This is a genomic window from Nitratireductor sp. XY-223, assembly GCF_004959855.1.
Taxonomy (GTDB): Bacteria; Pseudomonadota; Alphaproteobacteria; order Rhizobiales; family Rhizobiaceae; genus Hoeflea_A.
On record NZ_SPNT01000006.1, the window covers coordinates 161,592 to 184,399 of the forward strand.

A 22,808-nucleotide genomic window follows, 5' to 3' on the forward strand; every position below is an offset into this window, starting at 1 on the left:
TCCAGCTCTAGTCGGCGCTGACCCGCTGGCGCTCCAGCAACGCCTCGGAAAGCTGCCGGGCGTCGTCGCATTCGACGCGTTCCATCTCGCGCACCGACATGACCGACATTTCGGCCGAAGAGACGGTCCAGGTGTAGATCAACGTGTCGTCCTCGGTCAGATGGGCGCGGGCGAAACCGCCGCCCGGCGAGCCGAACGTCAACGTTTCGGACAGCGGGTCAAAGACGCCGTTCTTGAACACCGGTCCGCTGACGGACCGGGAATCCTCGCTCCATTCGAACAGCGAGCCGAAAACCAGGTAATCCGTGTCCCTGATACGGTTGAAGAGCAGCAGCGACATGGTTTCGGCGGTCGCGGCACTGTTCGGGTCCGTACCGTCCGTCAGGCGCGAAACCGGGCTGGGGTCCGGTGTCACCCAGCATCCCACCAGATCGTCGAGATCGGCGCTTTTCGCGCTGCCCGCTGATCCGGCCACCCACAGAAATGCGGCGGCAAATAGTGGCAGTTTCCTCATGATCACCCGTAATGACTGATGGCGTTTCCGGTTGATATCCATGTGCGTGTCCGGGCGAAAATTACAACTATCAACATGTTTTGTCCCTGTTTTTCTGTTAGCGTGTCGCCGGTCACCCCCGGGGCCGGCCGAATTCACGGCGGCCGCTACGCGGTGGACGGGCCGGGTCCGGCTTTACCGGCATGGCGATTTTTTTATGTATTCGGGAGGACACGCGATGATTGAAACCACGATCGACAGGGAAAACAATCTGATCATCGCAACGGCCCGCGATACGCTCTCGGAGGCTGATTTCGAAAATCTCTCCGATACGATCAATGACTATATCAACAGCACCGACCGGGCGCCCGGCATCGTCCTCAACGCCGAAGACCTCCCGCACTGGAAGAACGCGGCCGCGCTGTTCGCCCATTTCAAGCTGGTCCGCGATCATCAGAACGTCCTGCCGAAAGTGGCGCTGGTCAGCGACAGCACGGCCCTGTCGATCATGCCCTCGCTGGTGGACCATTTCGTCAAGGCCAAGGTCCGCCATTTTCCCCAGGAAGACATGAACAAGGCGGTCGAGTGGGCAGAGACCGTCGACGACTACACCAGCGCAATCAAGATGATCGACGGGATGCCGGCGGACGTCATTGCCTATGAAGTGGTCGGAACGCTGTCCTCGCACGACTACAAGGACGTGCTCACGCCGCTGGTCGAGGAAAAGCTCAAGACACACGACAAGGTCAAGATCCTGGCCGTGTTCGGCGATGCGTTCGATGGCGCGACGGCTTCGGCCCTGTGGGACGACGCCTGGCTGGGGCTGGGCCACATCGCGGCCTTCTCGAAGCTGGCGGTCGTGTCGGACATCGACTGGATTCGCCATGGCTGCAGGATCTTCGGGCCGCTCATCCCGGCGCAGCTGCATGTGTTCGACAGCAGCGATCTCGACGCCGCGAAGGAATGGATCAAGTCGTAGCGGTATCGCAAGCCAATGTATTTGGCGGCGGCATGTCTCGAAAATGCGGGGGAAACGGAATATATTTCAAGGATGCAGTCTTGGCCAAGAGCACTTCGAGGATCGCATCATGACGCTACCGTTTACGCCCGACCTTTCCGTTAAACCGCAAGTCATCGCCTTCTTCGACGCGGATTCCAACACGATTTCCTATATCGTCCGCGATCCGGATTCCACGGCCTGCGCCGTCGTCGATGCGGTGATGGAGATCGATTACGCAGCCGGGCGGCTCACCTTCAACGGCGCGGATACCATCATCAAGCGGATCGAGGACGAGGGCTGGACGCTGGAGTGGCTGATCGAGACCCACATCCATGCCGATCACCTGTCCGGGGCGCCCTATATCCAGGAAAAGCTCGGCGGCCGGATCGGCATTGGCGACCAGGTCACCGTGGTGCAGGACACGTTCGGCAAGATCTTCAACGAGGGTACGGGGTTCGAGCGCGACGGCTCGCAGTTTGACCGGCTGTTTTCCGACGGCGACAGCTATGAAATCGGCACCATGACGGCCCATGTCATGCACACGCCCGGCCACACGCCCGCCTGCATGACCCATGTCATCGGCGACGCGGCCTTCGTGGGCGATACGCTGTTCATGCCGGACGGCGGCTCCGCGCGGGCCGATTTCCCGGGCGGCGACGCGCGCATCTTATACCGGTCGGTGCGACGGGTGCTTGATCTGCCGCCGCAGACACGGCTCTTCATGTGCCACGACTACGGGCCGAACGGCCGCGAGATCCGTTGGGAGACGACGGTCGCCGAGGAGCGGGCCAACAACATCCACGTGCGCGACGGGGTCGACGAGGACACTTTCGTCGAAATGCGCGAGGCGCGCGACAAGACGCTCGCCATGCCGAAGCTGATCATCCCCTCGCTGCAGGTGAACATGCGCGCCGGCAAACTGCCGCCGAAGGACGAGGACGGCGACGTATTCCTGAAGGTGCCGATCAACAAGCTTTAGGTTGCGGACGGGGGCTGCGATGGATGGGGCCGCTGGGCGGACAAAGCGATCGTAGGCCTTCGTCCAATCCGCGTCTGCTTTGCTGCCACGGACGCGCGATAGCTCTACGGAGTCTCAAGACGGTATTTGAGAAAGCGCGCGCCGTCATATTCCACATCGCTCACGAATGTCGCTCCGATCCTGTCAAGAGCCCCAAGGCTCCTGCGAGACGGCGGGAGGAGGAAGGTGAAGAAGGGTATCCGGTCATCTGCAATCGCGAATTCGATTGCCTTTTGCGAAATACGGCGGCCCAATCCGAAGAATTCCGGCTTGAGGACCAGGCCAAAGTCCCATTCGTCGCCTTCCTTTTGGAAGCCGCCCCAGCCGACATAGCTTTTGTCTAACAAAATGGCCCAATGGCCAAGTCCGTCGCGCCTCCAGCATGCTTCTTTCGTCGCGATAAAACTGGAGACCTCCGCCTTGCCCCAACGAGAAGTCAGGAGGGGCATGTGCTCGGCCACACGAGGATCCGACATATGGGACAGAATCTCATCGGTCGATATCGTCGGTAGTCTGGTAAATGTAATTTCGGATGACATCGGAAGTCGCGACCTCTCGTTGACGAGAATACATGACAAAGGTTGCAGAGCGGATTGTCGGCAGGTCGTCGCGGTCATAAAGGGCTCTAAGCCGTCATTCGGCATCGGACAGGCGCGCAATGCGGTCAGCCTTCAACGTTCGGACGGCGGCTCCCCAATCCATTTGTATTATTCACCCGCTTCGTCCGGGTCACCGATCAACGCCGGCCCAGCTGCAACCGAGGCGGCGGCATTACGGATCGTCGCCGGCAAGTGCAATTGCCCATCCGACGCAAAAAGAGACAATGGATCCAAACAGATAAAAGAGCGCCGTGCTTCCGGGCATCTGGTAAGTCACTCCCTGCAGCCTTTGCTCGTGCGTCAGGTTTACGTTTTCACCGCCTTCGAACATGCTGCGCGTCGCGGCGTCGAGGGCCTGTGCTGACCAATTGTCCGCTGTGGTGAACAAATAGATGATCGTGAAGGCAAACCAAAGTGCGAGTGCCATGGCCATGTACGATCGGCCGCCTGTCTTTGCTCGTATGGACGCCGCTATGATGCAGGCAACGACCGATAGCACGACCGCGAGCGTCGCGTCGCCGGCATCGTCGAGTTGCGTAAGGTCCAAACCGCGTGGTGCCGCATTGTAGACGAGCGTCACGGCTAATATGGCTACGAGCACGATCCCGCTGAAGATCAGATTGATCGTATTACCGATTGACCGGTCTCCCGCCAATCTTGCGCCCACCGCATTACCGTACGCGGCACCAAGAAGAATGGGCATCCACATCATAACGAGATAGAGGACTGCCAAGGCTGCTCCTGGCGCTCTCTCCATCGGTTGCCTCCTACCTTTACAAAGGCCGCGTTACCGAGACTGCGAATGGCTTGTCAAAGGAGCGGCTCCCGCGGCATGCGTCCGGAATTCATGTCAAGCTCTTGCACCGGTAGTTGCGGTGATCGTAGCAAAAAATGATCGATAATCCGACTCTGTCGATCAGGTAAGTCCAGATGAACCGCTGAGGAGTTGATCGAAGTGGAAGGGATGCAACCGTATCGCCCGCCTGCATGACCCATGTCATCCGCGACGCGGCTTTCGTGGGCGATACGCTGTTCATGCCGGACGGCGGCTCCGCGCGGGCCGATTTTCCGGGCGGTGACGCGCATCTTATACCGGTCGGTGCGACGGGTGCTGGATCTGCCGCCGCAGACTCGGCTCTTCATGTGCCACGACTACGGGCCGAACGGCCGCGAGATCCGCTGGGTGACGACGGTCGCCGAGGAACGGGCCAACAACATCCACGTGCGCGACGGCATCGACGAGGACACATTCGTCGAAATGCGCGAGGCGCGCGACAAGACGCTCGCCATGCCGAAGCTGATCATTCCCTCGCTGCAGGTGAACATGCGCGCCGGCAAGCTGCCGCCGAAGGACGAGGACGGCGACGTCTTCCTGAAGGTGCCGATCAACAAGCTTTAGACGCCATGATCCAGAGTTGTGATGGATCGGTCCCGGGCTTTGGGATAAATCCGCTATGCGGACAAACCGACATCAGTTTGCTCAGTGTGTTGTTCCGCAAACGACGCGATTAGAGTGGCGCAATGGGCCCTTCGGCTCCCGGTTATTTGGCGCTTCGTTCAACCCTTCAAAACTGCAAGCAAATCTTTGGCAGCGGCCCGATCATCGGGGCAGCCGCCGTCTGTGATGCTGTCATGAACTGGATCCAGCAACGCTATGGCCTCATCTGTGCGGCCCTGTTCCTGCCAAAGGCGCGCAAGGTCAATGGCCGCGCGCAATTCCCAGAGTTTGGCACCCTGCTTTCGGGCGACGTCAAGCGCGGAACTGAGGTGACTTTCGGCGGCCACACTGTCGCCATCCGCATGTGCCAAAGCCGCATTCAAACGGTGTAGATCCGCCAACGCGTAAGTCTCACCCGTCTGCTCGATGATGTCGTGAGCCATGCTGGCTAGTTCAGCCGCTTCCTCCTTGAGCCCCATGGCCAAGGCCGACCGTCCGACATTGATGCGAAACTGAGATACGAAGAACGTGCACTTTTCCGCGACTATGGCTGCATCGGCGATTTTGTATCTCTGTACGCTGGTTCTATCACCATCTTGAGCCGTGGTGATCTCGGTGACCACCGATACATAGGCGAGCCAGAGTGTAAGACTATGCTCTTGGGCAATTGGTGCAATTTCGGACAAACAACGCCGGACACCGGCCTGGTCACCGGCCGTCAGATCGAAAACGGCCCGCACGACAAACGCATAGCAAACCGTCTGGCCATGGCCTGTCGATTTAGCGAGACGCTCGCATTCCTCTGCGTGCTCCAAGGCGCGTTTCGTTTCGCCAAGTACCAACAAGGTGCATGCCTTGAAAATGTGAATCGCGACGCCGATATCCTGCCCAAACCGATGGGCGAGGCCCGCATGCGCGACCGGGTCAAAGTGTGCCAGCGCGGCATCGAGATATCGATCTGCCTCCATGAAATCGCCTATGAACCAGTGCGAAAGGCCGGTAACACGATTGGCGACGACAAGAGACACAGAATCCGGCGACTTGTCCGACTGCTCAACAAGCGCTCTTGCGATCCGCAAAGCGTCGGCGTGCTGGCCCCTGATTGCGGTGCTGACCCATAGGCCATAAAGGATTGAGTATCGCATCGGAGTTTCGCCGATCCTGTCCGCCAGAGCGAGCGCCTTTTGGAACGCGGCCACGGTTTCATCTGCGCCGTAACCTTTTCGGGCAAGCAACGCCATGCCCAGCGGGACCTGCAATGACAACGCACGTTCAGTTGACAGGGAGGCGTCGTCCTCCAGCTGGGGGGAGATCAACGCTATGGCGTGTCCTAGATGCGAGATGGCTTCGTCATACGCAGGCCGTGCGAGGGCTGCCTTGCTGGCCGCTTCCCACAGATCAATAGCCCGGTCGGTAAGGTTTGCGGCCTCGGCGTGAACGGCCAGGACTTCTGGTGCAATATCAGTGTCTGTTTCCAGTGCCGCAAGTATCCGGGTGTGGACCGCCCTGCGCTTTTCCTTCAGCAGGCTTTCATAAGCCGCATCCCGCACCAGCGCGTGTTTGAAGAGATAGGTCGCTTCTGGCGGCAGGCCGCGCCGGTAGATCAGTTCCGCTTCGATCAGACCGTCCAGAGCCGCGGCCAGTTCGGTGTCTGGCAAACCGGAGATTTGAGCCAGCAGGCCGTGGCTGAACTCGCGTCCGATACATGCGGCAGTCTGCGCCACCTCCTTGATAGGCTGAAGCCGATCCAGCCGCGCCATAAGACTGTCATGCAGCGTGGTGGGGATGGCGATTGTACTCAGCGGGCCGTTCAAAACGAGACGGTTGCCGTCCTCCTTAAGGGCACCGGATTCAAGGATCGTCTTGGTGAGTTCCTCGACAAACAGTGGTACGCCATCGGTGCGCTGGGCGATAACCTCCATGATCTCATCGGGTAATGCCTTGCCCCCAGCCAGTTTGGAGGTAATGGCCCCGATCATTTCCTTGCCCAACCGGTTCAACGCAAATCGCGTGACGATGGGGTGTCCGCCAAAGCCGTAGTCAAAGCTGGGACGTGCCGTGGCAAGGATCATAATTTGCTGGTCGGCAATCGCGTCCAGCAAGAGGTCAACGAGCTCCAGAGATGTCGGATCGATCCAGTGCAGGTCTTCGTAGACCAGCAGAACGGGTCGATTCTGAGCTTGTTGTACAAGCAATCTGGTCAACGCCTGCATCGTTTGCGCTCTTTGCTGTGCAGGTGTCAGGTCAAGTTCGCCGTACCGCTCGGCTCCATATCCCATCATGGGCGCGACTAGTTTCAGCGTGTCGTTCTCTGCACCAAGCAGAGCCTCCAGCTTGTCCAATCGGGCATCCGAACTGTCCGCTGGCGTAAACCCGGCTGCAAATGACAGCTGCTGAATGACAGGATAGAATGCAGAGTCAGTGTGATAGGGCGAACATTGATACGTGATGCGGGTAAGATCATCCTGCGCAATCTCGTCGATCACAGCGCGGGTGATGCGAGACTTGCCGATGCCGGCCTCACCGCTCACAAGGACTATCTGCCCATGACCAGAACGGGCTAGCGCCCAGCGTTCGAGCATCAACTCGATCTCCCGGTCCCGGCCAACGATGGGCGTCAGCGTTCCCGACTGGTGCGCGGCGAACCTGCTCTCGACAGATATCTCACCCTTGACGACAAAAGCCTCGACCGGCGCAGCGACACCTTTCAGCTCCTGGGCGCCGATGGATATCAAATCAAAGGCGTTACCCAGCAAACGCTGCGTTTCCTTTGGTAAAACCAACTGGTTCGGTTCCGCAATCGCCTGCAAGCGCGCGGCCAGGTTGGGGGTCTCACCCACAACTGCCGCCTCTTGTGTTGCTCCACGGCCGATCAGATCGCCGACAATAACCACACCGGTTGCAATACCCACGCGGGTTGAAAGTGGTGTGCCATCCGGACCAACTATCCGCTTGACTGCATCAATCATCGCCAGGCCCGCACGAGCAGCTCGTTCAGCATCGTCTTCATTGGCCCGAGGCCATCCGAAATAGCACAGAACTCCATCGCCCATGAACTTGGCAACGAACCCTTCAAAGCGAGAGACAATCCCGGCAACAGTATCTTGATAACTCGTAATGACAGTGCGCATGTCCTCAGGATCGGTCTTGCTTGCGATTTCCGTGGATCCCACAAGATCGACGAACATTACCGTCAGATGACGTCGTTCAGCCTCGGAGGACGATGCAGAGGGCGTTGCGGCAGAATCCCTTTGTTTGGGTTCGATATTCCTTGGTGCTTGGGTAGGTGATTCAGAGCCGGCATTAAGGCTCTTGATTGCCTCATTCACACGGCGGCGAGGACCAAGGGGCAACCCGAGTTCCTTCAAGTCTTCATCGGTAAGATGCGCTAGATCGGCAAACTCTATTTCGGCCTCCGCAAAAGCAGAGACGTACTTGTCCAATCCAAGCTCCGCGAGCCAACCCTCAATATCTGACAATTCGTTCCCTCCGGCCCCGAAGGGAGGCATTGACCAGTGTTGTCCAAAATCTCCCGATGGAACAAACAATAGCTCAAAACGAGATATGAACAAAACTGATGTGAACTTGAGACCCAACTATAGCGAACAATCAGAACGGCTGGCTTATTGAATGTCGGCTATGGGTCATCTTCGGTAATTGAAGAATTATCTGGCTGCTCGGATTGCGGCACCATCCGAGCGGCATGGAAGGGCTCTTAGCCGTCATTCGGCTTGATCGGCCAGGCGCGTAATGAGGGTCAGCCTTCAAGATTCGGATGTCGGCTCCCCAATCTATTTGCTTTCTTCACCCGCCTCGTCCGGCTCTCCGATCAGCAGTACGATCGCCCCGTTGCGTTTCTCGGTCTCGACAAGGCGGTGGGCTTCTGGCGCTTCGCTCATCGGGAGTGTCCGGTCGACGATCGACACGATCCGGCCTTCCTCGATCATTTCCCTGAGCGTTTCCAACTCCTCCATGGTTTCCTTCGCGAAGGCGAAGCTCGCGCTCTTGTCGGTGAAGCGGTTGGTCAGCGCCGTGCGCAGCATGACCGAGAGGCGCGGGTTGCCGCTAAAATAGCGGCCGCCGGGCTTGAGCACCGACAGGCAGGCCCTGTAGGAGCTGCGGGCGACCATGTCGAAGACGACATCAAAGGTCCGGCCCGCGCGCGCGAAGTCTTCCTGTTGATAGTCGATGAAACGGTCGGCGCCGAGGCGCTCCAGCATCGCCGCCTTTTCCGCCTTGTCGACCGCCGTGACCTCGGCGCCCATGCTCTTGGCGATCTGCAGGCCGTGTGTGCCGATGCTGCCGCCGGCGCCGTTGATCAGCACCCGGTCGCCTGGGCTTATCTTTGCAAGGCGCATGAAATGCAGGGCGTTGAGGCCACCGAGCGGCACCGCCGCCGCCTCGGCGAAGCTCATATTCGCCGGTTTCGCGGCAATGGTGTAGGCCGCCGGCAGCGCGGCAAATTCGCCATAGGCGCCCATGCGCAGGCCCGCCGTGCCGAACACCGCATCGCCGACGGCAAAGCGGGTGACGTCTTTACCGACCGCCGCGATCTCGCCTGAGAAATAGCCGCCGAGGATTTCTCGCCTCGGCCGGGTCACCCCGACGGCGATCCGCAGTGGAAGCCAGAACCAGTTGACCGAGAAGCGGAAGCCGCGCAGCTCGCAGTCGGACTTGGTCGCCTCCGCCGCCCGGACCCGGATGAGCACCTCGTCGTCGCCCGGTGCCGGCTTGTCGACGTCGTTCACTTGCAGGACTTCGGGCGGCCCGTATCTCGTGTAGGTGATGGCTTTCACGTGCTTATTGCTCCGGCAGGGGATCATGTGGACCGAAAGGTGACCGGCAATCCGGCCCACTCTTATAGCCTCCGGATCGGGACCGGCAAGCCTTGAGCGCAAGGGCGATCTGCAACGGCGTTTACAACGAACCCGGCACCACCCTCTGGGACTTTCCCACTACCCTCGATTGATTGTCGACAGCCAGCTTGAACTGATATGACCGGACAAGTGCAAGTGCCGGCATGCGGGGCGAATAAGGATGACCGACAAAGCTGATCTTGAGATCGTGCCCTACGCGGCCGCCATGAAACCGGACATCCTGGCGCTTTCCATGCGGACATGGGAACCGGTCTTCCGGAAGATGAAGCCGGACGTGCAAGCCTATGTTTACGAGGCCTTTTACCCGGACGGCTGGCAGGTGCGGCAAAGGGCCGATGTAGAAGCCTATCTGGACATCGACGATGTGCAGACGTGGGTGGCGGTCCGCGCGGCGACGGTCCTCGGCTATGTCGGCCTGCGGCTCCATCCCGAGGACAGGATGGGCGAGATCTTCATCCTTGCGGTCGATCCCGATCATCAGCGCCAGGGCATCGGCGCGATGCTGATGGCGTTCGCCGAGCGGCAGATCCGCGAAGCGGGCATGGGCATGGTCATGGTCGAAACAGGCGGAGACACCGGACACCAGCCGGCGCGCGCCGCCTACGAGGCGGCGGGGTACGACCGTTGGCCGGTCGCCCGCTATTTCAAGAAACTCTGATCACCGGCTCCAGACCGGTTCCTTGCCGATCCTGTCCAGCAGGTAGTCCATGAAGACCCTGACCTTGGCGGTCAGCACGTTGGATTTTGGATAAAGCAGCCACAGGACCGATTGATCGCCGACCTCGTAGTCCGGCAGGACGCGGACCAGCGATCCGTCGGAGAGTTCGGCATGCACGCTCCAGATGGAGTTGATCGAAATGCCGGCGCCGGCAATCGTTGCGCGCTTGAGGCTGAGACCGTCATCGACGGCCAGGCGGCTGCCGGCCCGGCGCGGATCGAAATGCCCGGCCGGCCCGCCGGCGCCGACCAGTTGTTTCGGTGACGGTTCGCCGAACGATATCAGATGATGCGCGTCCAATTCGCGCGGCTCCCCCGGCATGCCATGGCGCTCAACATATCCGGGCGACGCACACAGGATGCGGGTGTCGTCGGCAAGCTTGCGGCCCTTCAGGCTGGTGTCCTCGAGCGGCGAATTGCGCAGGGCCAGATCGAAACTGCCTTCGATCAGGTCGTATTGCGTGTCGGACAGTCGAAGATCGAGCCGGATGCCCGGATGCATCTGCAGGAATTCCGGCAGGACCGGTGCGATGTAGAGCTGGGCGAAGGTGCTCGGCGCAGTGAAGCGCAAGGTGCCCGTCGCCGCGGCGCTGCCGAGCCCCAGCGCGGCACGGGCAGCGCTTTCCTGGGCGAGGATTTCCCGCGCGTAGGGCAGAAAATCGGCGCCTTCCTGCGACAGCGCCACCTTGCGGGTCGAGCGGTGCAACAGATCCGCCCCGAGGGTCCTTTCCAGCTTCGCCAGCCTGGCACTGGCAACGGCGGGCGCCATGTCGAGCGCTCGGCCGGCGGCGCTGATGTTGCGCTTTTCCGCCGCGAGCACGAACAGCCTTACGGCTCCGGTGTCCATATGATTATATCCAAAATACGAATTATGAACTCAAATCTGAGCTGTTTATATGTTTTTTGCAAGTAGTATTTCGATTGCGGCGACGAACGCGTCATCCAAGCAATCAAGGGAGATATCTGCCATGGCTTATTATTCCGTATTGGCCGTCACGCCCACCACCGAGGACTGGATCCCGGCTTATATCGGGCCGGCGAACGCGCTGGTCGCCAAGCACGGCGGCCGTTATATTGCCCGCACGTCCAGCCATGAACGCCTCGAGGGGGAAGGCGAGGACGCGGCACTGCGCATCATCATAGAATGGCCTTCGAAAGAGGCCGCCAAGGCGTTCATGGGCGATCCGGAATACGTCCCGCACCTGAAGGCGAGGACGGAAGGTTCGGACAGCCATCACTTCCTCATCGAAGGCAAGGACGACCTTGCCTGAGTGATCCGCTGCGGAACCGCAAAGGGAAAGACAACACGATGCAGAAGACCATCCTGATTACCGGATCGACCGACGGGATCGGCCTGGAGACGGCCAAGATGCTGGTTGCGCAGGGGCACGGCGTGTTGCTGCACGGGCGCAACCCGGCAAAGCTGGCGGATGCCGAGAAAGCGCTTTCGCAGTTGCCGGGCGGCGGCCGGGTGGAAAGCTTTGCCGCCGACCTTTCGAAACTGTCCGAAGTGGAATCGTTCGCAGCCGCCGTGGCCGGGAAGCAGGCCGGGCTCGACGTGCTGATCAACAATGCGGGGATACTGCGCACGTCCCGCGCCGAAACGCCGGACGGTCTCGACGTGCGGTTCGCGGTCAACGCCATCGCGCCCTATCTCCTGACGAAAAGACTGCTGCCGCTGATCGGCCCGTCGGGCCGTATCGTCAATGTTTCCTCCGCGGCGCAGTCCCCGGTCGATCTGCAGGCACTCGCGGTGCGTGCCGGCCAGTCCGACATGGAGGCCTACGCTCAGAGCAAGCTGGCGCTGACCATGTGGTCGCGTCATCTGGCGCAAGCGCAGGACGATGGCGGCCCGGTGATCGTCGCCGTCAACCCGGGGTCGATGCTCGGCAGCAAGATGGTCCGGCAGGGCTTCGGCGTCGCCGGCGGCGATATCCGTATCGGCGCGGAAATCCTTGTCCGCGCGGCGCTCGACGACTCATTCGCAACCGCGTCGGGTGCCTATTTCGACAATGACGCCGGCCAGTTCGGGCAACCCCATCCGGACGCCCTCGATGACCGGAAAAGCCGGGAAGTCGTCGACCGAATCGAAGCCGTCCTGGCCGGCGTCGGACAGGCGTGACGACGATCCGCCGCGCGAGGCAGGCGCGCCGCCAATCGGCTCATTTGGGTTTGCGGTAATCCTCGTGGCATGAGGAACAGGTCTTGCCGACCGCGGCGAAGGCGGCTCTGATCTCCGCCGCGCTGGTGGCGTTGCCGGCGACCTCGGACAAAACGACAGCGTTCGCCTCAAGTTCCTCGGCAGATTCTGAAAAACCGTCCCAGTCGGTCCAGATGACCGTCAATGCCTCGCTCGGGCTTTCATTCGCGCCCTCTGGAAACAGCGACAGCATGTTACCGGCGTGCTGTACGATCGCGCCGGCGGCCAGTGAAGCTGCCGCGGAGTCGTAATCCCGCTCACCCTTGATCATCGCGCCGATCTGCTTCATTTGCGCCGCGATATCCTTCATGGCTTCCATCCGCTGCTTGACGATGCCGGTGGCCCCCGAATGGGCCAGTGCTAAGCCACTGATGGCAGTGAGCGCCAAGGCGGCCGCGACGGTTGCCGGCCGGCGACCGCGGCCGGACCACCGAAGAGCCGGAAACGCGGACCGGGTCATCGCGCCTTTCCGGCAAGATACCCGGCTGCGAAACCGGCCAGGAATATCAGGGCGACCGTCAACAGCATTCCAAGGCCCATGCCGAACGGACCGCCAACCCATACATCGTGCATCATCGCTTCTTCTCCATGCTGAAACCATAAAGGTTCCAGTGGCTGGAAGCTCAAGCGGAAAATTCGCAACGTGAAGGCCATGACGGAAGGAGAGCCTACAGCCGGTCCGCCCGGATCGTATGATACTCGCTACCCGGCCTCCATATAAGCGTCGTGCAGCCATCTTGCGACGTCATCATCGACAGCGCCGGGGTCGGTCAGATTGATCTTGTGCGTGCACATGCCGGATGCCGGCAAAAGGCGAGCGTCATCCGCCGCGTGTTTCAGGCTGAGGCCGAGTGTGACCCTTTTTGCCGACGGAACCTGGACCAGGCCGAATTGCTTCCTTCGACGCAATGATACGCCTGTCTTCTGTATCAAGACCTCCACATCGTCTCCAAGACCGGCAGCCGTGGCCAGGATTTCGTCGCATATCGGACGCAGCGCGGATTTGGCGCCGGCATATTGCGCAGCAAGCAGCGAGTCGGCGCTGGCTGGACCGCCTGCCAGTTTTTCGCGCACCTTCAGGGCCAGCAGATTGGCGTGGCCGTGGGTCAGGCCATATTCGGTCTTGAAGAAGCGCAGCATGTCGCCGTGCCTTTCCAGCCCCTTTGCTTCGACCGCCCCGGTGAAGTGGTCAAGGTCTTGGCCGGTCAGGCTTTCGATCGATTTGAGCTGCGCGTTCGCCTGTTGTTTTGGATCGGTCATCGCTACCGCGCCTCCATATAGTTCTTCAGGTTTGAAAGCTGGTTGCCGTCCACACGCTTCATCGCAAAACGCAGCAGCGGAAAGGCGGCACGCCAGAGCAGGCCGCCAGCCCTGCATTCGGCGACGAGGGTTACAAGCGTGCGCCCGCCCGGGCATTCCTGCAGCACATAGGTGTAGTCGGCCGTGACCTTGCCCTGGACCGACCGCAACACCAGCGATCGACCGGGCTCATATGCGGCGATAGATGCCGGGCGCTCCTTGCCGCGGGCGCGAAATGTCAACAGGGTTCCGTTTGCCGTTTCTCCGTGCGCCTGCAGGTTTTCGACGCCCGGCATCCATCGCGGTGCGTTGTTCCAGTCGGTGAGCGCCGCCCAGACGTCCGCAACCGATCTGTCGATGTGTTCCCTGGCTGTGAATACGGGCGCCATTTGCTGTCTCCATACGCAATGCCCGTATAGGCGCGAACGCCCCTGAGCGTATTGTATGAATTTGATCTGGAACCGAACGGCTTACGATTCCGGTACAAAGCCGGCGGCGGTTTCGGCTTCCCGGGCCGTGTAAGTCGCCCGCTGCGCGGCGACGTAACGGGACGGCGAGACCCCGGTATGGCGCCTGAAATCCCTGATGAAGTGGGCTTGATCGAACCAGCCGAAACGGTTTGCCAGGTCCGCCCAATCGATCGGTGTATTGACGTCAAGCCCGTCGAGCAGACGGCGCAATCGCAGAAGCCGCGCCAGCGCGCGCGGGCTCAGGCCGACGATCCTTGCCAGTTCCCGATCGAGATGCGCGTGCGAAATGCCAAGTTCGGCGGCGATATCGGCAATGGGTCGTGTCGGTTCGCCTTCCAACAGGGCCACCGCCTGCTCGCAGCGCCGGAAGGCCGGATCTTCCGGCACCGGCTTCTGGTGGAGTCCGGCTTCGAGGAGGTTCAGGATATCGTCCGGTTGCCCGCAGGAAAGCAGATCGGTTCGAAGGGCCGCTGCCTCGTCCCACGACGCCTCAAGGTCCACCACACGGCCGCGAATGTGCGACGGCTCGACCCCGAAAAGCGCCTTGCAGCCGACGGGCGTCGCAACAATGCCGATCGCGAATGTTTCGGCTGTCGGCTCGTTGACGATCGGCCTGACATGCGGCCCGATGAGCAATCCGTGCCTGGCCGAACAGGTTACGCCCATGCCGTCATCGGGTGTCTGCAGGATCGGAGCGCCGAGAACGATGACAGCGACGGTTGAACCCGTCGGCGCGATTTTCTCCCGCTTGTAGCCGATCTGGCCCCGCGCGTACCAGATCGACGAAACCAGGCGCGACAAAGGCCCCTCGGCGACGCGGTTGCGGAAATCGAACTCGTTTGTTTCGGCGGTCAATCTGTTCAGGCTCCCAACGGAGTAAACCTATCGCACACGAGCGAAATTGCCGAGTAACTACCGAACAATGGTTGATTGATGCCCGGGGGCGTCTATAGCCGGTCCTTCAGCGCGTAGTAGACCATCGCCAGGGCAAGCAGGGGCGTGCGCAGCGCGCCGCCGCCGGGAAAGCGCGGCGTCGGTATGGAGGCCATCAGGTCGAAACGGGCGGCGGTGCCGCCGATCGCCTCGGCGGCAAGCTTTCCGCAAAGGGTCGCCATGCCGACACCATGACCGGAGTAGCCGGACGCCGACAGGATGTTCGGTGCAAGGCGCGCGAGATGCGGCATCCGGTTGACGGTGATGCCGAGCGTCCCGCCCCAGCCGAAATCGATCGCCGTGTCTTCGAGCTGCGGATAGATCCGCAGCATGTATTTGCGCACGAATGCGGGAATGTCGGGCGGAAAGCGGTAGCCGTAATTCTCGCCGCCGCCGAAGAGGAGCCGGTTGTCGGCCGACAGGCGGTAATAGTTGATGACGTTGCGGGAATCGGCGACCGCCGCGTTGTTGGATATCAGCGAGCGGGCGAGGTCGGACGGCAGCGGCGCGGTGGCGATGATGAAATTGTTGATCGGCATGACATGGCCGGAGACGTCGGCATCAAGGGCACCGATATAGCCGTTGCACGCGAGCAGCGCGAAGCGCGCCCGAACACTGCCCTTCCGGGTGTTGATGCGGGCTTTTTCGCCGGGTTCGAGGCCGGTGACCTCGGTCTTCTCGAAAATGCGCACGCCCGCCGCGGCGGCAGCGCGGCCGAGGCCGAGCGCAAGGTTGAGCGGATGCAGGTGGCCGGCGCCTTCGTCCAGCATGCCGCCGAAATAGGCGTCCGTTCCGAGGATCGAGCGGATTTCCTCGCTGCCGACGAAGCGCAGCTTTTCATACCCGTAGTCACTGCGCAGTTTGTTTACGTAGTCCCGCGTTCCGGCAACGAAGCGGGCGCGGTGATCGGCGTAGAGGATGCCCGGCCTGATATCGCAATCGATCTGGTGCCGGTCGATCAGCGCGTGAACGAGCTGCTTGGATTCCTCGGCCAGATCCCAGAGCCGGTGCGCCTTGTCGGCGCCGACCATCGCTTCCAGGTCTTCCTGGTCGCGCCGCTGCCCGGAACCGAGCTGTCCGCCATTTCGGCCGGAGGCGCCCCAGCCGATCCGGTGGGCGTCGAGCAGCACGGTGTCGAGGCCCTGTTCGGCGCAGTGCAGCGCGGCCGACAGGCCGGTATACCCGGCGCCGACGATGCACACATCGCAGTCGGTATCGGCGTCGAGCTCGGGACAGGCGTCCACGCGGTTCGCAGTCGCCGCATAGTAGCTCTCGGGATATTGCCCCGGTCTGTCATTGGCGTTGAGAAGATCCAATGCCGCTCCTTCGATGCTGGTCCGTCGTTTCATGCCTCTTAGCGCAAATTGCCGGTGCGTCGACACAGAATTTGCCGTTTGTGTTACGCGATTTGTTCGCCACGGGGCTTTACAATCCCATCATGGGCAGGACATACTACTCGGTATGTTGTAAACGACAGAACCAGCGCCGCGAAAGACGGCGCAACGGGGAGGCTGAGTTGGATTATCTGGAAAACCTGTTTTCCGTGAAAGGCAAGACCGCGCTCGTCACGGGCGGTGCGACGGGCATCGGAAAAATGGTCGCGACCGCACTGATAAACGGCGGCGCCACCGTCCTGATCGCATCGCGGAAAGGCGAAGCCTGCGTCGCCGTCGCGGAGGAACTCAATGCGCTGGGGGCACCCGGCTCGGCGGTCGGCTTCGCCGGTGATGTCGGGACCGAGGAGGGGATCGCGGCACTGGTCGCCGACGTCAAGGCGCGAACGGATGCGCTCCACATCCTGGTCAACAATGCCGGCGTTACCTGGGGCGAGCCGCTCGACACCTTCCCGCACATGGCGTGGCACAAGGTGATGAACATCAATGTCGGCGGGCTCTTCACCCTGACGCGCGAATTGCTGCCGCTGCTCGACGCCGCCGCTTCGGACACCGATCCGGCGCGGATCATCAATCTCGGTTCGGTGATGGGCACACAGCCGGTCGCCGAGGGAGCTTACTCCTATTCGGCTTCGAAAGCGGCGGTTCATCATCTGACCCGGATCCTCGCCAACGAGTTCGCCAGGCGCCGGATCACGGTCAACGCGTTCGCGCCCGGTCCGTTCCAGAGCAAGATGACGGCCTTCGCCACGGGTTCCGACGAACAGGCTGCCAAGGTCGGCATGGGGGTCCCGCTCGGCCGCATCGGCTCGCCGGACGATGTCGCCGGGGCGACGCTTTACCTTTGCGGAAAGGGCGGCTCCTACATTTCAGGCGCCATCCTGCCGCTGGACGGCGGGCTTTCCGTCTACAGCTCCATGGGTCTCTTCGCCCATGCGCTCGAATAGGGCCCGGCCGGAAACGACGCTTGTCAATTGCGCGCATGCCGTGTTCCCATTGAGCGGGAGGATCTGCCGCCATGAGCAACAGCAACGATCTTGATATCCAAACCCTGGGTGCCGAGCTGGAAGCCGGCATCGCGGGTTTTTCCGGGCTGCGCGCGGCAACGAAATTCAATACCGGCCAGTCCAATCCGACCTATCTGATCGATGCCGACAGCGGCCAGTATGTGCTGCGGGCGAAACCGCCCGGGCAGTTGCTGAAATCGGCGCATCAGGTGGATCGCGAGTTCCGCGTGATGCGGGCGCTCAAGGGCAGCGGCGTTCCCGTGCCGGACATGCTCTATCTTTCCGAGGAGGACTCGTCGATCGGACGTATGTTCTTCGTCATGGACTATCTGGACGGCCGGATTTTCTGGCAGCCGGACCTTCCCGAATGCGACCGGGCGGAACGCGGACCGATTTACGACGCCATGAACGCGGCGCTGGCATCCCTGCACGACGTCGATCCGGCAGCCGTGGGGCTGGCCGAATTCGGCAAGCCCGGAAACTACTTCGAGCGTCAGCTCAGCCGCTGGACGAAGCAGTACCGGTCAAGCGAGACGCAGACCATCAGCGACATGGACGCGCTGATCCCGTGGCTGGAGGCCAACATGCCGCCCGATGACGGCGCGGTTTCCCTGGTGCATGGCGACTACCGGATCGACAACATGATCTTCGCACCCGACCGCCCGGAGATCCGCGCGGTGCTGGACTGGGAACTGTCCACCCTCGGCCACCCGCTGGCGGATCTCGCCTATCAGTGCATGCAGTGGCGATTGCCGCATGATTCCGGATTTCGCGGTCTCGGCGGATTGGACCGCACCGCCGCGGGCCTTCCGACCGAGGAGGACTATGTCGCCGCCTATTGCCGGCGCAGGAACATCGACGCGATCGAGAACTGGCCGTTTTACCTGGCGTTTTCGTTCTTCCGGCTTGCGGCAATCCTGCAAGGGGTGCTCAAGCGCGCGCTGGACGGGAACGCATCCAACCCGAAACGGGCAAAGGAAATGAGTGTCGCCGTCCCGGTGATGGCGCACATGGCCATGGAAATCACAAGGGGAGGCCACTGAGATGGCGGGTCTTTTTGAAGGGGCGACCGTATTGATCACCGGTGCGTCGGGCGGGTTTGGCAGTGCCGCCGCCCGCCGTTATGCGGCGGAGGGCGCCCGGCTCGTGCTTTCGGACTACGATGAGAAGGCGCTCGACGATATTGCCGGAGCGATCAGCAACAATCACGGCTGCGATATCGCGGCGCTGGCCGGCGATATTGCCGATGAGAGCCTCTCGGAGCGGCTTGTGGCGCTCGCGGTCGACCGTTTCGACCGCCTCGACGTTGCGCTGAACAATGCCGGCATCGCCCAGGAGGCATTCACAAAGCTGCCGAAGACGGATTCGGCGGAAGCGCGGCGGATCTTCGATATCGATCTCGTCGGCATGTTCTATGCGCTCAAGCATCAGTTGCCGGTCATGGAGAGGCAGTTCCGCAGCAGCGGATCCGGCGGGGCGATCGTTAATGTGGCCTCCGTTGCCGGTGTCACCGGAGCGTCGGGCCTCGCCGTCTACGCCGCCGCCAAGCACGGGGTCGTCGGCCTGACCCGCTCGGTGGCGCAGGAATATGCGCGGCTCGGCGTGCGGATCAACGCCGTGTGCCCGTCCTTCGCGCGCACGCCCATGGCGACCGAAATGCTGGGCGTCGAGGTGCGCGGCAAGGTGATCACCGAAGAGCAACTGGTGCGCGGCATTCCGATGGGCCGTCTCGCCGAGGTCGAGGAGGTGGTCGAAGCGTTCATCTTCGCGTCCTCGCCAAGCAACTCGTTCATGACGGGCCAGACGCTGCACGTGGATGGCGGCCTGACCGGCTACTGATTTGTATCAGTCGCCGATCTCGTCGGTCGGCCGCCTGGCGATCGTGTCGAAATAGTGGGCGGCGAAAAATCCGGCGTCGATGTCGAGCAACGCGGTATGCTGCGGGCGCTCGCCCCAGCTCGGATCAACGGTCGGCTTGCCGGCCGGGTTGAAGATCGTCTGGCCGATGCCGGGGCCTTCGGTCACGGCGGCCAGCGCGCCGCGCTTTTGCATGTATACGCCCGGGATCGTCAGGTAGGCGAGCGCCATGACGTCGTGCGGGATGCAGCCGTTGATACCCGAATGGCTGCGATAGAAGCGTGCGTAAAACCGTGCCATGTCCGAAAGCAGCTTGCCGACTTTCGGGTCGGCCTCCTCGAGATCGGCGAAGAAATGCGGCGACAGGACCACCTTGGTGGTCACGTCGAGCGGCGCCAGCACCACCGGCCAGTCTGCGGCGAAGACCCGTTCGGCCGCGTGCGGGTCGTTCCAGATATTGGCCTCCGCGACCGGTGAGACATTGCCGGGCCGGTAGACCGCGCCGCCCATGATACAGACGGATTTGACGCGTTCCGCGATCGATGGATCGCGCTCCAGTGCGCGCGCGAGGTTGGTCAGCGGCCCGACGGCGCAGATGTCGATCTCGCCGGGCATTTCTTTCGTTTTTTCAATCAGATAATCCGCCGCGTCCAGCGCAACGACGGACCTTGCCGAGGCGGGAATTTCAACTTCGCCCAGACCGTTCCGACCGTGCACGAAATAGCTGTGGGGCTTCGGTTCCATGACCAGCGGCCGGCTGTCGCCACGCGCGACGTCGCCTGCGTGGCCGAAATAATCGAGCAGTGCGAGCGCGTTGTCGGTCGCTTCAGTAACCGACACATTGCCGAAGATGGTGGTCAGGGCGATGAGGTCGATGTCCGGGTGGGCGATGGCGTAGGCGATGGCCATCGTGTCGTCGATGCCGGGATCCGTGTCGATGATAATCTTGTGTGTCATATCCGTCCGTTTCTTGTTTTTGATTGTGCGAAGTGGCGCAGACCGTGCGTATATTGCCGGAGCGAAGTCAAGCGAATTTGCACATCGGATCGCAATCGGGGACAGAGGGGCCTTCATGTTCGACCGGAACCGGCAGTGGTGGCTGCTTTGCGCGCTGAGCGGCGTGCTCGGCCTGACCGTGCTTGGCGAGACGATTGTCGGCGTGGCCTTACCGACGATCCGAACGGATCTCGGCATGACCCAGATTGCCTCGCACTGGGTGGTCAACGCCTATCTGCTGACCTTTACATGCTTTGTGGCGCTCGGAGGCCGATTGGGCGACAAGCTCGGCCACGGTCTTGTATTCCAATCCGGCGCCGCCCTGTTTGCGGTGGCATCGCTTGCCGCGGGACTGGCGCCGTCCGGAGGCATTCTGATCGCGGCAACGGCCGTGCAGGGAATCGGTGCCGCCGTAATTTTCCCGGCCTCCATGGCCATGGTGACGGCCAGCTTCCCGCCCGAGAAACGCGGCACCGCCTTTGGCATGCAGACGACGGTCGGCGGCGTTTTCATGTCGAGCGGACCGTTGCTCGGAGGGTTGTTCTCCCAGGTGCTTTCGTGGCGCTGGATATTTCTGATCAACCTGCCGATTGTCCTGGCAATCGCACTCGTGGTGCTCGCCACCTGGCGGCCGTCGGATCAGCAAATGAGAGATAGCCGGGGACGCTTCGACCTGAGCGGCTTTGCGACGCTCTTTCTCGGCCTCGTGGCACTTGTCGTCTTTCTCATGCAGGGGGCCGATTGGGGATGGACGAGCCCGACGCTCCTGATGCTGCTTGTTTTCGGCATCGTGCTGATGATCGTGTTCTTCACGGTTGAGCGGCGACGGCCCGATCCGCTGATCGAGCTCGACCTTCTCGCCATCCGGACATTTACCGGCGGCACGATTTCCTTCTTTGTATTCCAGTTCAACAAGATCGCGATCTTCGTGTTTCTCGCCATGTACTTCCAGGAGAAGCTCGGACGTTCGCCGGTGGCGGCGGGTCTTGCCGTGATGATCGCCATCCTGCCGACACTGGTAACGTCGCTGATCACCGGTCGCATGACCGATCGGCTCGGCGCCCGCGTTCCGTTGATTTTCGGCTATGCGCTCAACGGCGCAGCTGTCGTGGCCATAGGCCTGCTCAGTGTCTTTGAGAGTTACTGGCTGGTCCTTTTGCCGCTGATCATCTGGGGCGCCACGCTTCCGCCATCGTCGATCCCGGCCCGGCAGGCACTGATGGGTGCGGTGCCCAAGGACAAGCACGGCCAGGCAAGCGGTATCAACCTGACCGTACAGATGCTTGGCGGCACGATCGGCATGGCGCTGTGCGGTTCGATCCTTGCGGCGACCGGCAGTTATCAGCTCGTCTTCCTGATTACCGGGTGTCTCGTTCTGGCGACAATTTTCGTAATCTGGTCAATGGTTGAGCGGGATTAGACCGCAAACCGCTCGGGTCGGCAGATGTCGAGAAGGCGAACCGCGGTGCCGTCGAGTATCTCGACCGCCGCGAAACGGCCGACGGCGGGGGCCAGGGTTACTCCCGAATGCATGACGGAAAGGTAGAGGCCCTTCACCTGCGGCGCGAAGCCGACAATCGGCAGCCCGTCCTCGGGGATCGGCCGCACGCCGACCGCCACCCGGTCCAACGTCACGGACGCCGTGTCGGTAAAACCGTTCCTGATATCCAGCAGCATCCGCTGCGCCACGGCTTCCGGGCCGTTTTCACCGGTTGCATCGATATATTCGGCGGCGCCGGCGACCAGGTTTGTTGAGACCTGGCGGATTTCCAGCGCCGGGTGGATCAACACCGTATTCACCAGCGGCGCATCGCACCGGTAATGGGCGATGATGGCGGGCGAGGCCTCGACGGGAAGATTTATGCCCAAAGGCGCGGTCAGATCCGCGGATCCGGTTCCCGAAGCCACGACGACGACGTCCGCCTCCAGTACGGCTCCGGAAGAAAGGCGCACGCCGGCGACCCGCTCGCCATCGACGACAAGCGCCGATGCCGTTTCGGGACAGCGGACCCCGGCACCGGCATCCCTTGCGGCGCGCAACAGCAGCCGGGTCGTCTCGACCGGCTCGGCCGCGCCTTCGCCGGCGGCAAAGGCCGCGAGCGCGGGCGGTTTCTTCAGCCGGGGTTCGAGGCGCGCGATCTCAGCGGCATCAAGCAGCCGCACGTCGTAGCCGGCGGCGGCCTGGATGCCCGCGCGGCGCTCGGTTTCGGCCCGGTCGTGCCGGCAGATCAGCGTCCCGGTCCACTTGAGAGGCAGCGCGCCGCCGAGTTCCTGCTGGAGCCTTCGGTATTCGCCGAGGGCGTGGTGCCGTAGCCGCGCATAGGGCTCGGTCGTGCCACTCCAGGCGTTGATCCATGCGAAGGACCTGCCGGTGGCGCCCTCGGCCGGATCGCCGCGGTCGATCAGGGTCACGGCAGCACCGCGCCGTGCCAGGTGGTAGGCGATCGATGCGCCGACAATACCGCCGCCGACAATCGCGACCCTGGGTTTGGCATTGCTCATCGGCGGTT

22 protein-coding genes and 1 pseudogene are annotated in these 22,808 nt (G+C 61.9%); 10 read left to right on the top strand and 13 right to left on the bottom strand.

Annotation, left to right across the window (positions count from 1 at the left end):
• Window positions 1-7: 7 nt before the first annotated feature.
• A complete protein-coding gene (locus E4M07_RS19940; RefSeq protein WP_136660157.1) occupies window positions 8-514 on the bottom strand; it encodes a hypothetical protein in 507 nt (168 codons plus the stop codon).
• A 217-nt stretch (window positions 515-731) separates the two neighbouring features.
• Between E4M07_RS19940 and E4M07_RS19945 the strand changes: the two genes are divergently transcribed.
• Together E4M07_RS19945 and E4M07_RS19950 are read left to right on the top strand one after the other, a co-directional pair.
• Window positions 732-1,472 (top strand): STAS/SEC14 domain-containing protein, encoded by a 741-nt coding sequence (locus E4M07_RS19945; protein ID WP_169054305.1) that lies wholly within the window; start codon window positions 732-734, stop codon window positions 1,470-1,472.
• Between the two features lie 109 nt (window positions 1,473-1,581).
• Window positions 1,582-2,472: an MBL fold metallo-hydrolase gene (locus tag E4M07_RS19950; protein ID WP_136660159.1), complete on the top strand. Its 891-nt coding sequence runs from the start codon at window positions 1,582-1,584 to the stop codon at window positions 2,470-2,472.
• 104 nt (window positions 2,473-2,576) lie between these two features.
• On the opposite strand, the gene E4M07_RS19955 is transcribed toward E4M07_RS19950, so the two are convergent.
• Window positions 2,577-3,050 (bottom strand): GNAT family N-acetyltransferase, encoded by a 474-nt coding sequence (locus tag E4M07_RS19955; protein ID WP_136660314.1) that lies wholly within the window; start codon window positions 3,048-3,050, stop codon window positions 2,577-2,579.
• A gap of 232 nt (window positions 3,051-3,282) precedes the next feature.
• A complete protein-coding gene (locus E4M07_RS19960; protein WP_136660160.1) occupies window positions 3,283-3,843 on the bottom strand; it encodes a hypothetical protein in 561 nt (186 codons plus the stop codon).
• A 242-nt stretch (window positions 3,844-4,085) separates the two neighbouring features.
• Here E4M07_RS19960 and E4M07_RS19965 point away from each other — a divergent pair.
• Window positions 4,086-4,509 (top strand): annotated as a pseudogene (locus E4M07_RS19965) (MBL fold metallo-hydrolase); the annotation flags it as partial.
• Window positions 4,510-4,667: 158 nt separating this feature from the next.
• Here E4M07_RS19965 and E4M07_RS19970 read toward each other — a convergent pair.
• The gene (locus tag E4M07_RS19970; protein ID WP_169054306.1) at window positions 4,668-8,027 is read right to left on the bottom strand and encodes an adenylate/guanylate cyclase domain-containing protein; all 3,360 of its coding nucleotides are present in this window, start codon (window positions 8,025-8,027) and stop codon (window positions 4,668-4,670) included.
• Between the two features lie 312 nt (window positions 8,028-8,339).
• Window positions 8,340-9,344 carry an NAD(P)-dependent alcohol dehydrogenase gene (locus E4M07_RS19975; RefSeq protein WP_136660162.1) on the bottom strand — a complete coding sequence of 335 codons (1,005 nt, stop codon included), beginning with the start codon at window positions 9,342-9,344 and terminating at the stop codon, window positions 8,340-8,342.
• Between the two features lie 241 nt (window positions 9,345-9,585).
• On the opposite strand from E4M07_RS19975, the gene E4M07_RS19980 reads away from it, so the two are divergent.
• Window positions 9,586-10,083 carry a GNAT family N-acetyltransferase gene (locus E4M07_RS19980; RefSeq protein WP_206057323.1) on the top strand — a complete coding sequence of 166 codons (498 nt, stop codon included), beginning with the start codon at window positions 9,586-9,588 and terminating at the stop codon, window positions 10,081-10,083.
• On the opposite strand, the gene E4M07_RS19985 is transcribed toward E4M07_RS19980, so the two are convergent.
• Complete coding sequence (locus E4M07_RS19985) at window positions 10,084-10,989, bottom strand: LysR family transcriptional regulator (RefSeq protein ID WP_136660163.1); 906 nt, start codon at window positions 10,987-10,989, stop codon at window positions 10,084-10,086.
• A gap of 121 nt (window positions 10,990-11,110) precedes the next feature.
• On the opposite strand from E4M07_RS19985, the gene E4M07_RS19990 reads away from it, so the two are divergent.
• Together E4M07_RS19990 and E4M07_RS19995 are read left to right on the top strand one after the other, a co-directional pair.
• A complete protein-coding gene (locus E4M07_RS19990) occupies window positions 11,111-11,413 on the top strand; it encodes a DUF1330 domain-containing protein (protein WP_136660164.1) in 303 nt (100 codons plus the stop codon).
• 38 nt (window positions 11,414-11,451) lie between these two features.
• Window positions 11,452-12,264, top strand: a complete 813-nt coding sequence (locus tag E4M07_RS19995) for an SDR family NAD(P)-dependent oxidoreductase (protein ID WP_136660165.1) — start codon at window positions 11,452-11,454, stop codon at window positions 12,262-12,264.
• A 40-nt stretch (window positions 12,265-12,304) separates the two neighbouring features.
• On the opposite strand, the gene E4M07_RS29155 is transcribed toward E4M07_RS19995, so the two are convergent.
• The 5 genes from E4M07_RS29155 to E4M07_RS20020 all read right to left on the bottom strand — a co-directional run bounded on the left by E4M07_RS29155 (window position 12,305) and on the right by E4M07_RS20020 (window position 16,393).
• Window positions 12,305-12,802, bottom strand: a complete 498-nt coding sequence (locus E4M07_RS29155; protein WP_169054307.1) for a cytochrome c — start codon at window positions 12,800-12,802, stop codon at window positions 12,305-12,307.
• Between the two features lie 242 nt (window positions 12,803-13,044).
• Window positions 13,045-13,602 carry a DUF4287 domain-containing protein gene (locus E4M07_RS20005; RefSeq protein WP_136660167.1) on the bottom strand — a complete coding sequence of 186 codons (558 nt, stop codon included), beginning with the start codon at window positions 13,600-13,602 and terminating at the stop codon, window positions 13,045-13,047.
• A 2-nt stretch (window positions 13,603-13,604) separates the two neighbouring features.
• Complete coding sequence (locus E4M07_RS20010; protein WP_136660168.1) at window positions 13,605-14,030, bottom strand: SRPBCC family protein; 426 nt, start codon at window positions 14,028-14,030, stop codon at window positions 13,605-13,607.
• A gap of 81 nt (window positions 14,031-14,111) precedes the next feature.
• A complete protein-coding gene (locus E4M07_RS20015; protein WP_136660169.1) occupies window positions 14,112-14,966 on the bottom strand; it encodes an AraC family transcriptional regulator in 855 nt (284 codons plus the stop codon).
• A 92-nt stretch (window positions 14,967-15,058) separates the two neighbouring features.
• Window positions 15,059-16,393: an FAD-binding oxidoreductase gene (locus E4M07_RS20020; RefSeq protein WP_206057324.1), complete on the bottom strand. Its 1,335-nt coding sequence runs from the start codon at window positions 16,391-16,393 to the stop codon at window positions 15,059-15,061.
• Between the two features lie 167 nt (window positions 16,394-16,560).
• Here E4M07_RS20020 and E4M07_RS20025 point away from each other — a divergent pair, with 167 nt between their 5' ends.
• The 3 genes from E4M07_RS20025 to E4M07_RS20035 all read left to right on the top strand — a co-directional run bounded on the left by E4M07_RS20025 (window position 16,561) and on the right by E4M07_RS20035 (window position 19,284).
• Window positions 16,561-17,385, top strand: a complete 825-nt coding sequence (locus E4M07_RS20025; protein WP_136660170.1) for an SDR family oxidoreductase — start codon at window positions 16,561-16,563, stop codon at window positions 17,383-17,385.
• A gap of 71 nt (window positions 17,386-17,456) precedes the next feature.
• Window positions 17,457-18,488 carry a phosphotransferase family protein gene (locus E4M07_RS20030; protein ID WP_136660171.1) on the top strand — a complete coding sequence of 344 codons (1,032 nt, stop codon included), beginning with the start codon at window positions 17,457-17,459 and terminating at the stop codon, window positions 18,486-18,488.
• A 1-nt stretch (window position 18,489) separates the two neighbouring features.
• Complete coding sequence (locus E4M07_RS20035) at window positions 18,490-19,284, top strand: SDR family NAD(P)-dependent oxidoreductase (protein WP_136660172.1); 795 nt, start codon at window positions 18,490-18,492, stop codon at window positions 19,282-19,284.
• A 6-nt stretch (window positions 19,285-19,290) separates the two neighbouring features.
• On the opposite strand, the gene E4M07_RS20040 is transcribed toward E4M07_RS20035, so the two are convergent.
• The gene (locus tag E4M07_RS20040; protein ID WP_169054308.1) at window positions 19,291-20,259 is read right to left on the bottom strand and encodes a nucleoside hydrolase; all 969 of its coding nucleotides are present in this window, start codon (window positions 20,257-20,259) and stop codon (window positions 19,291-19,293) included.
• 115 nt (window positions 20,260-20,374) lie between these two features.
• Here E4M07_RS20040 and E4M07_RS20045 point away from each other — a divergent pair, with 115 nt between their 5' ends.
• Window positions 20,375-21,718: an MFS transporter gene (locus tag E4M07_RS20045; RefSeq protein ID WP_169054309.1), complete on the top strand. Its 1,344-nt coding sequence runs from the start codon at window positions 20,375-20,377 to the stop codon at window positions 21,716-21,718.
• Here the strand turns inward: E4M07_RS20045 and E4M07_RS20050 are convergent.
• The gene (locus tag E4M07_RS20050; protein WP_136660175.1) at window positions 21,715-22,800 is read right to left on the bottom strand and encodes an FAD-binding oxidoreductase; all 1,086 of its coding nucleotides are present in this window, start codon (window positions 22,798-22,800) and stop codon (window positions 21,715-21,717) included. The genes E4M07_RS20045 and E4M07_RS20050 overlap by 4 nt on opposite strands.
• Window positions 22,801-22,808 lie beyond the last annotated feature (8 nt).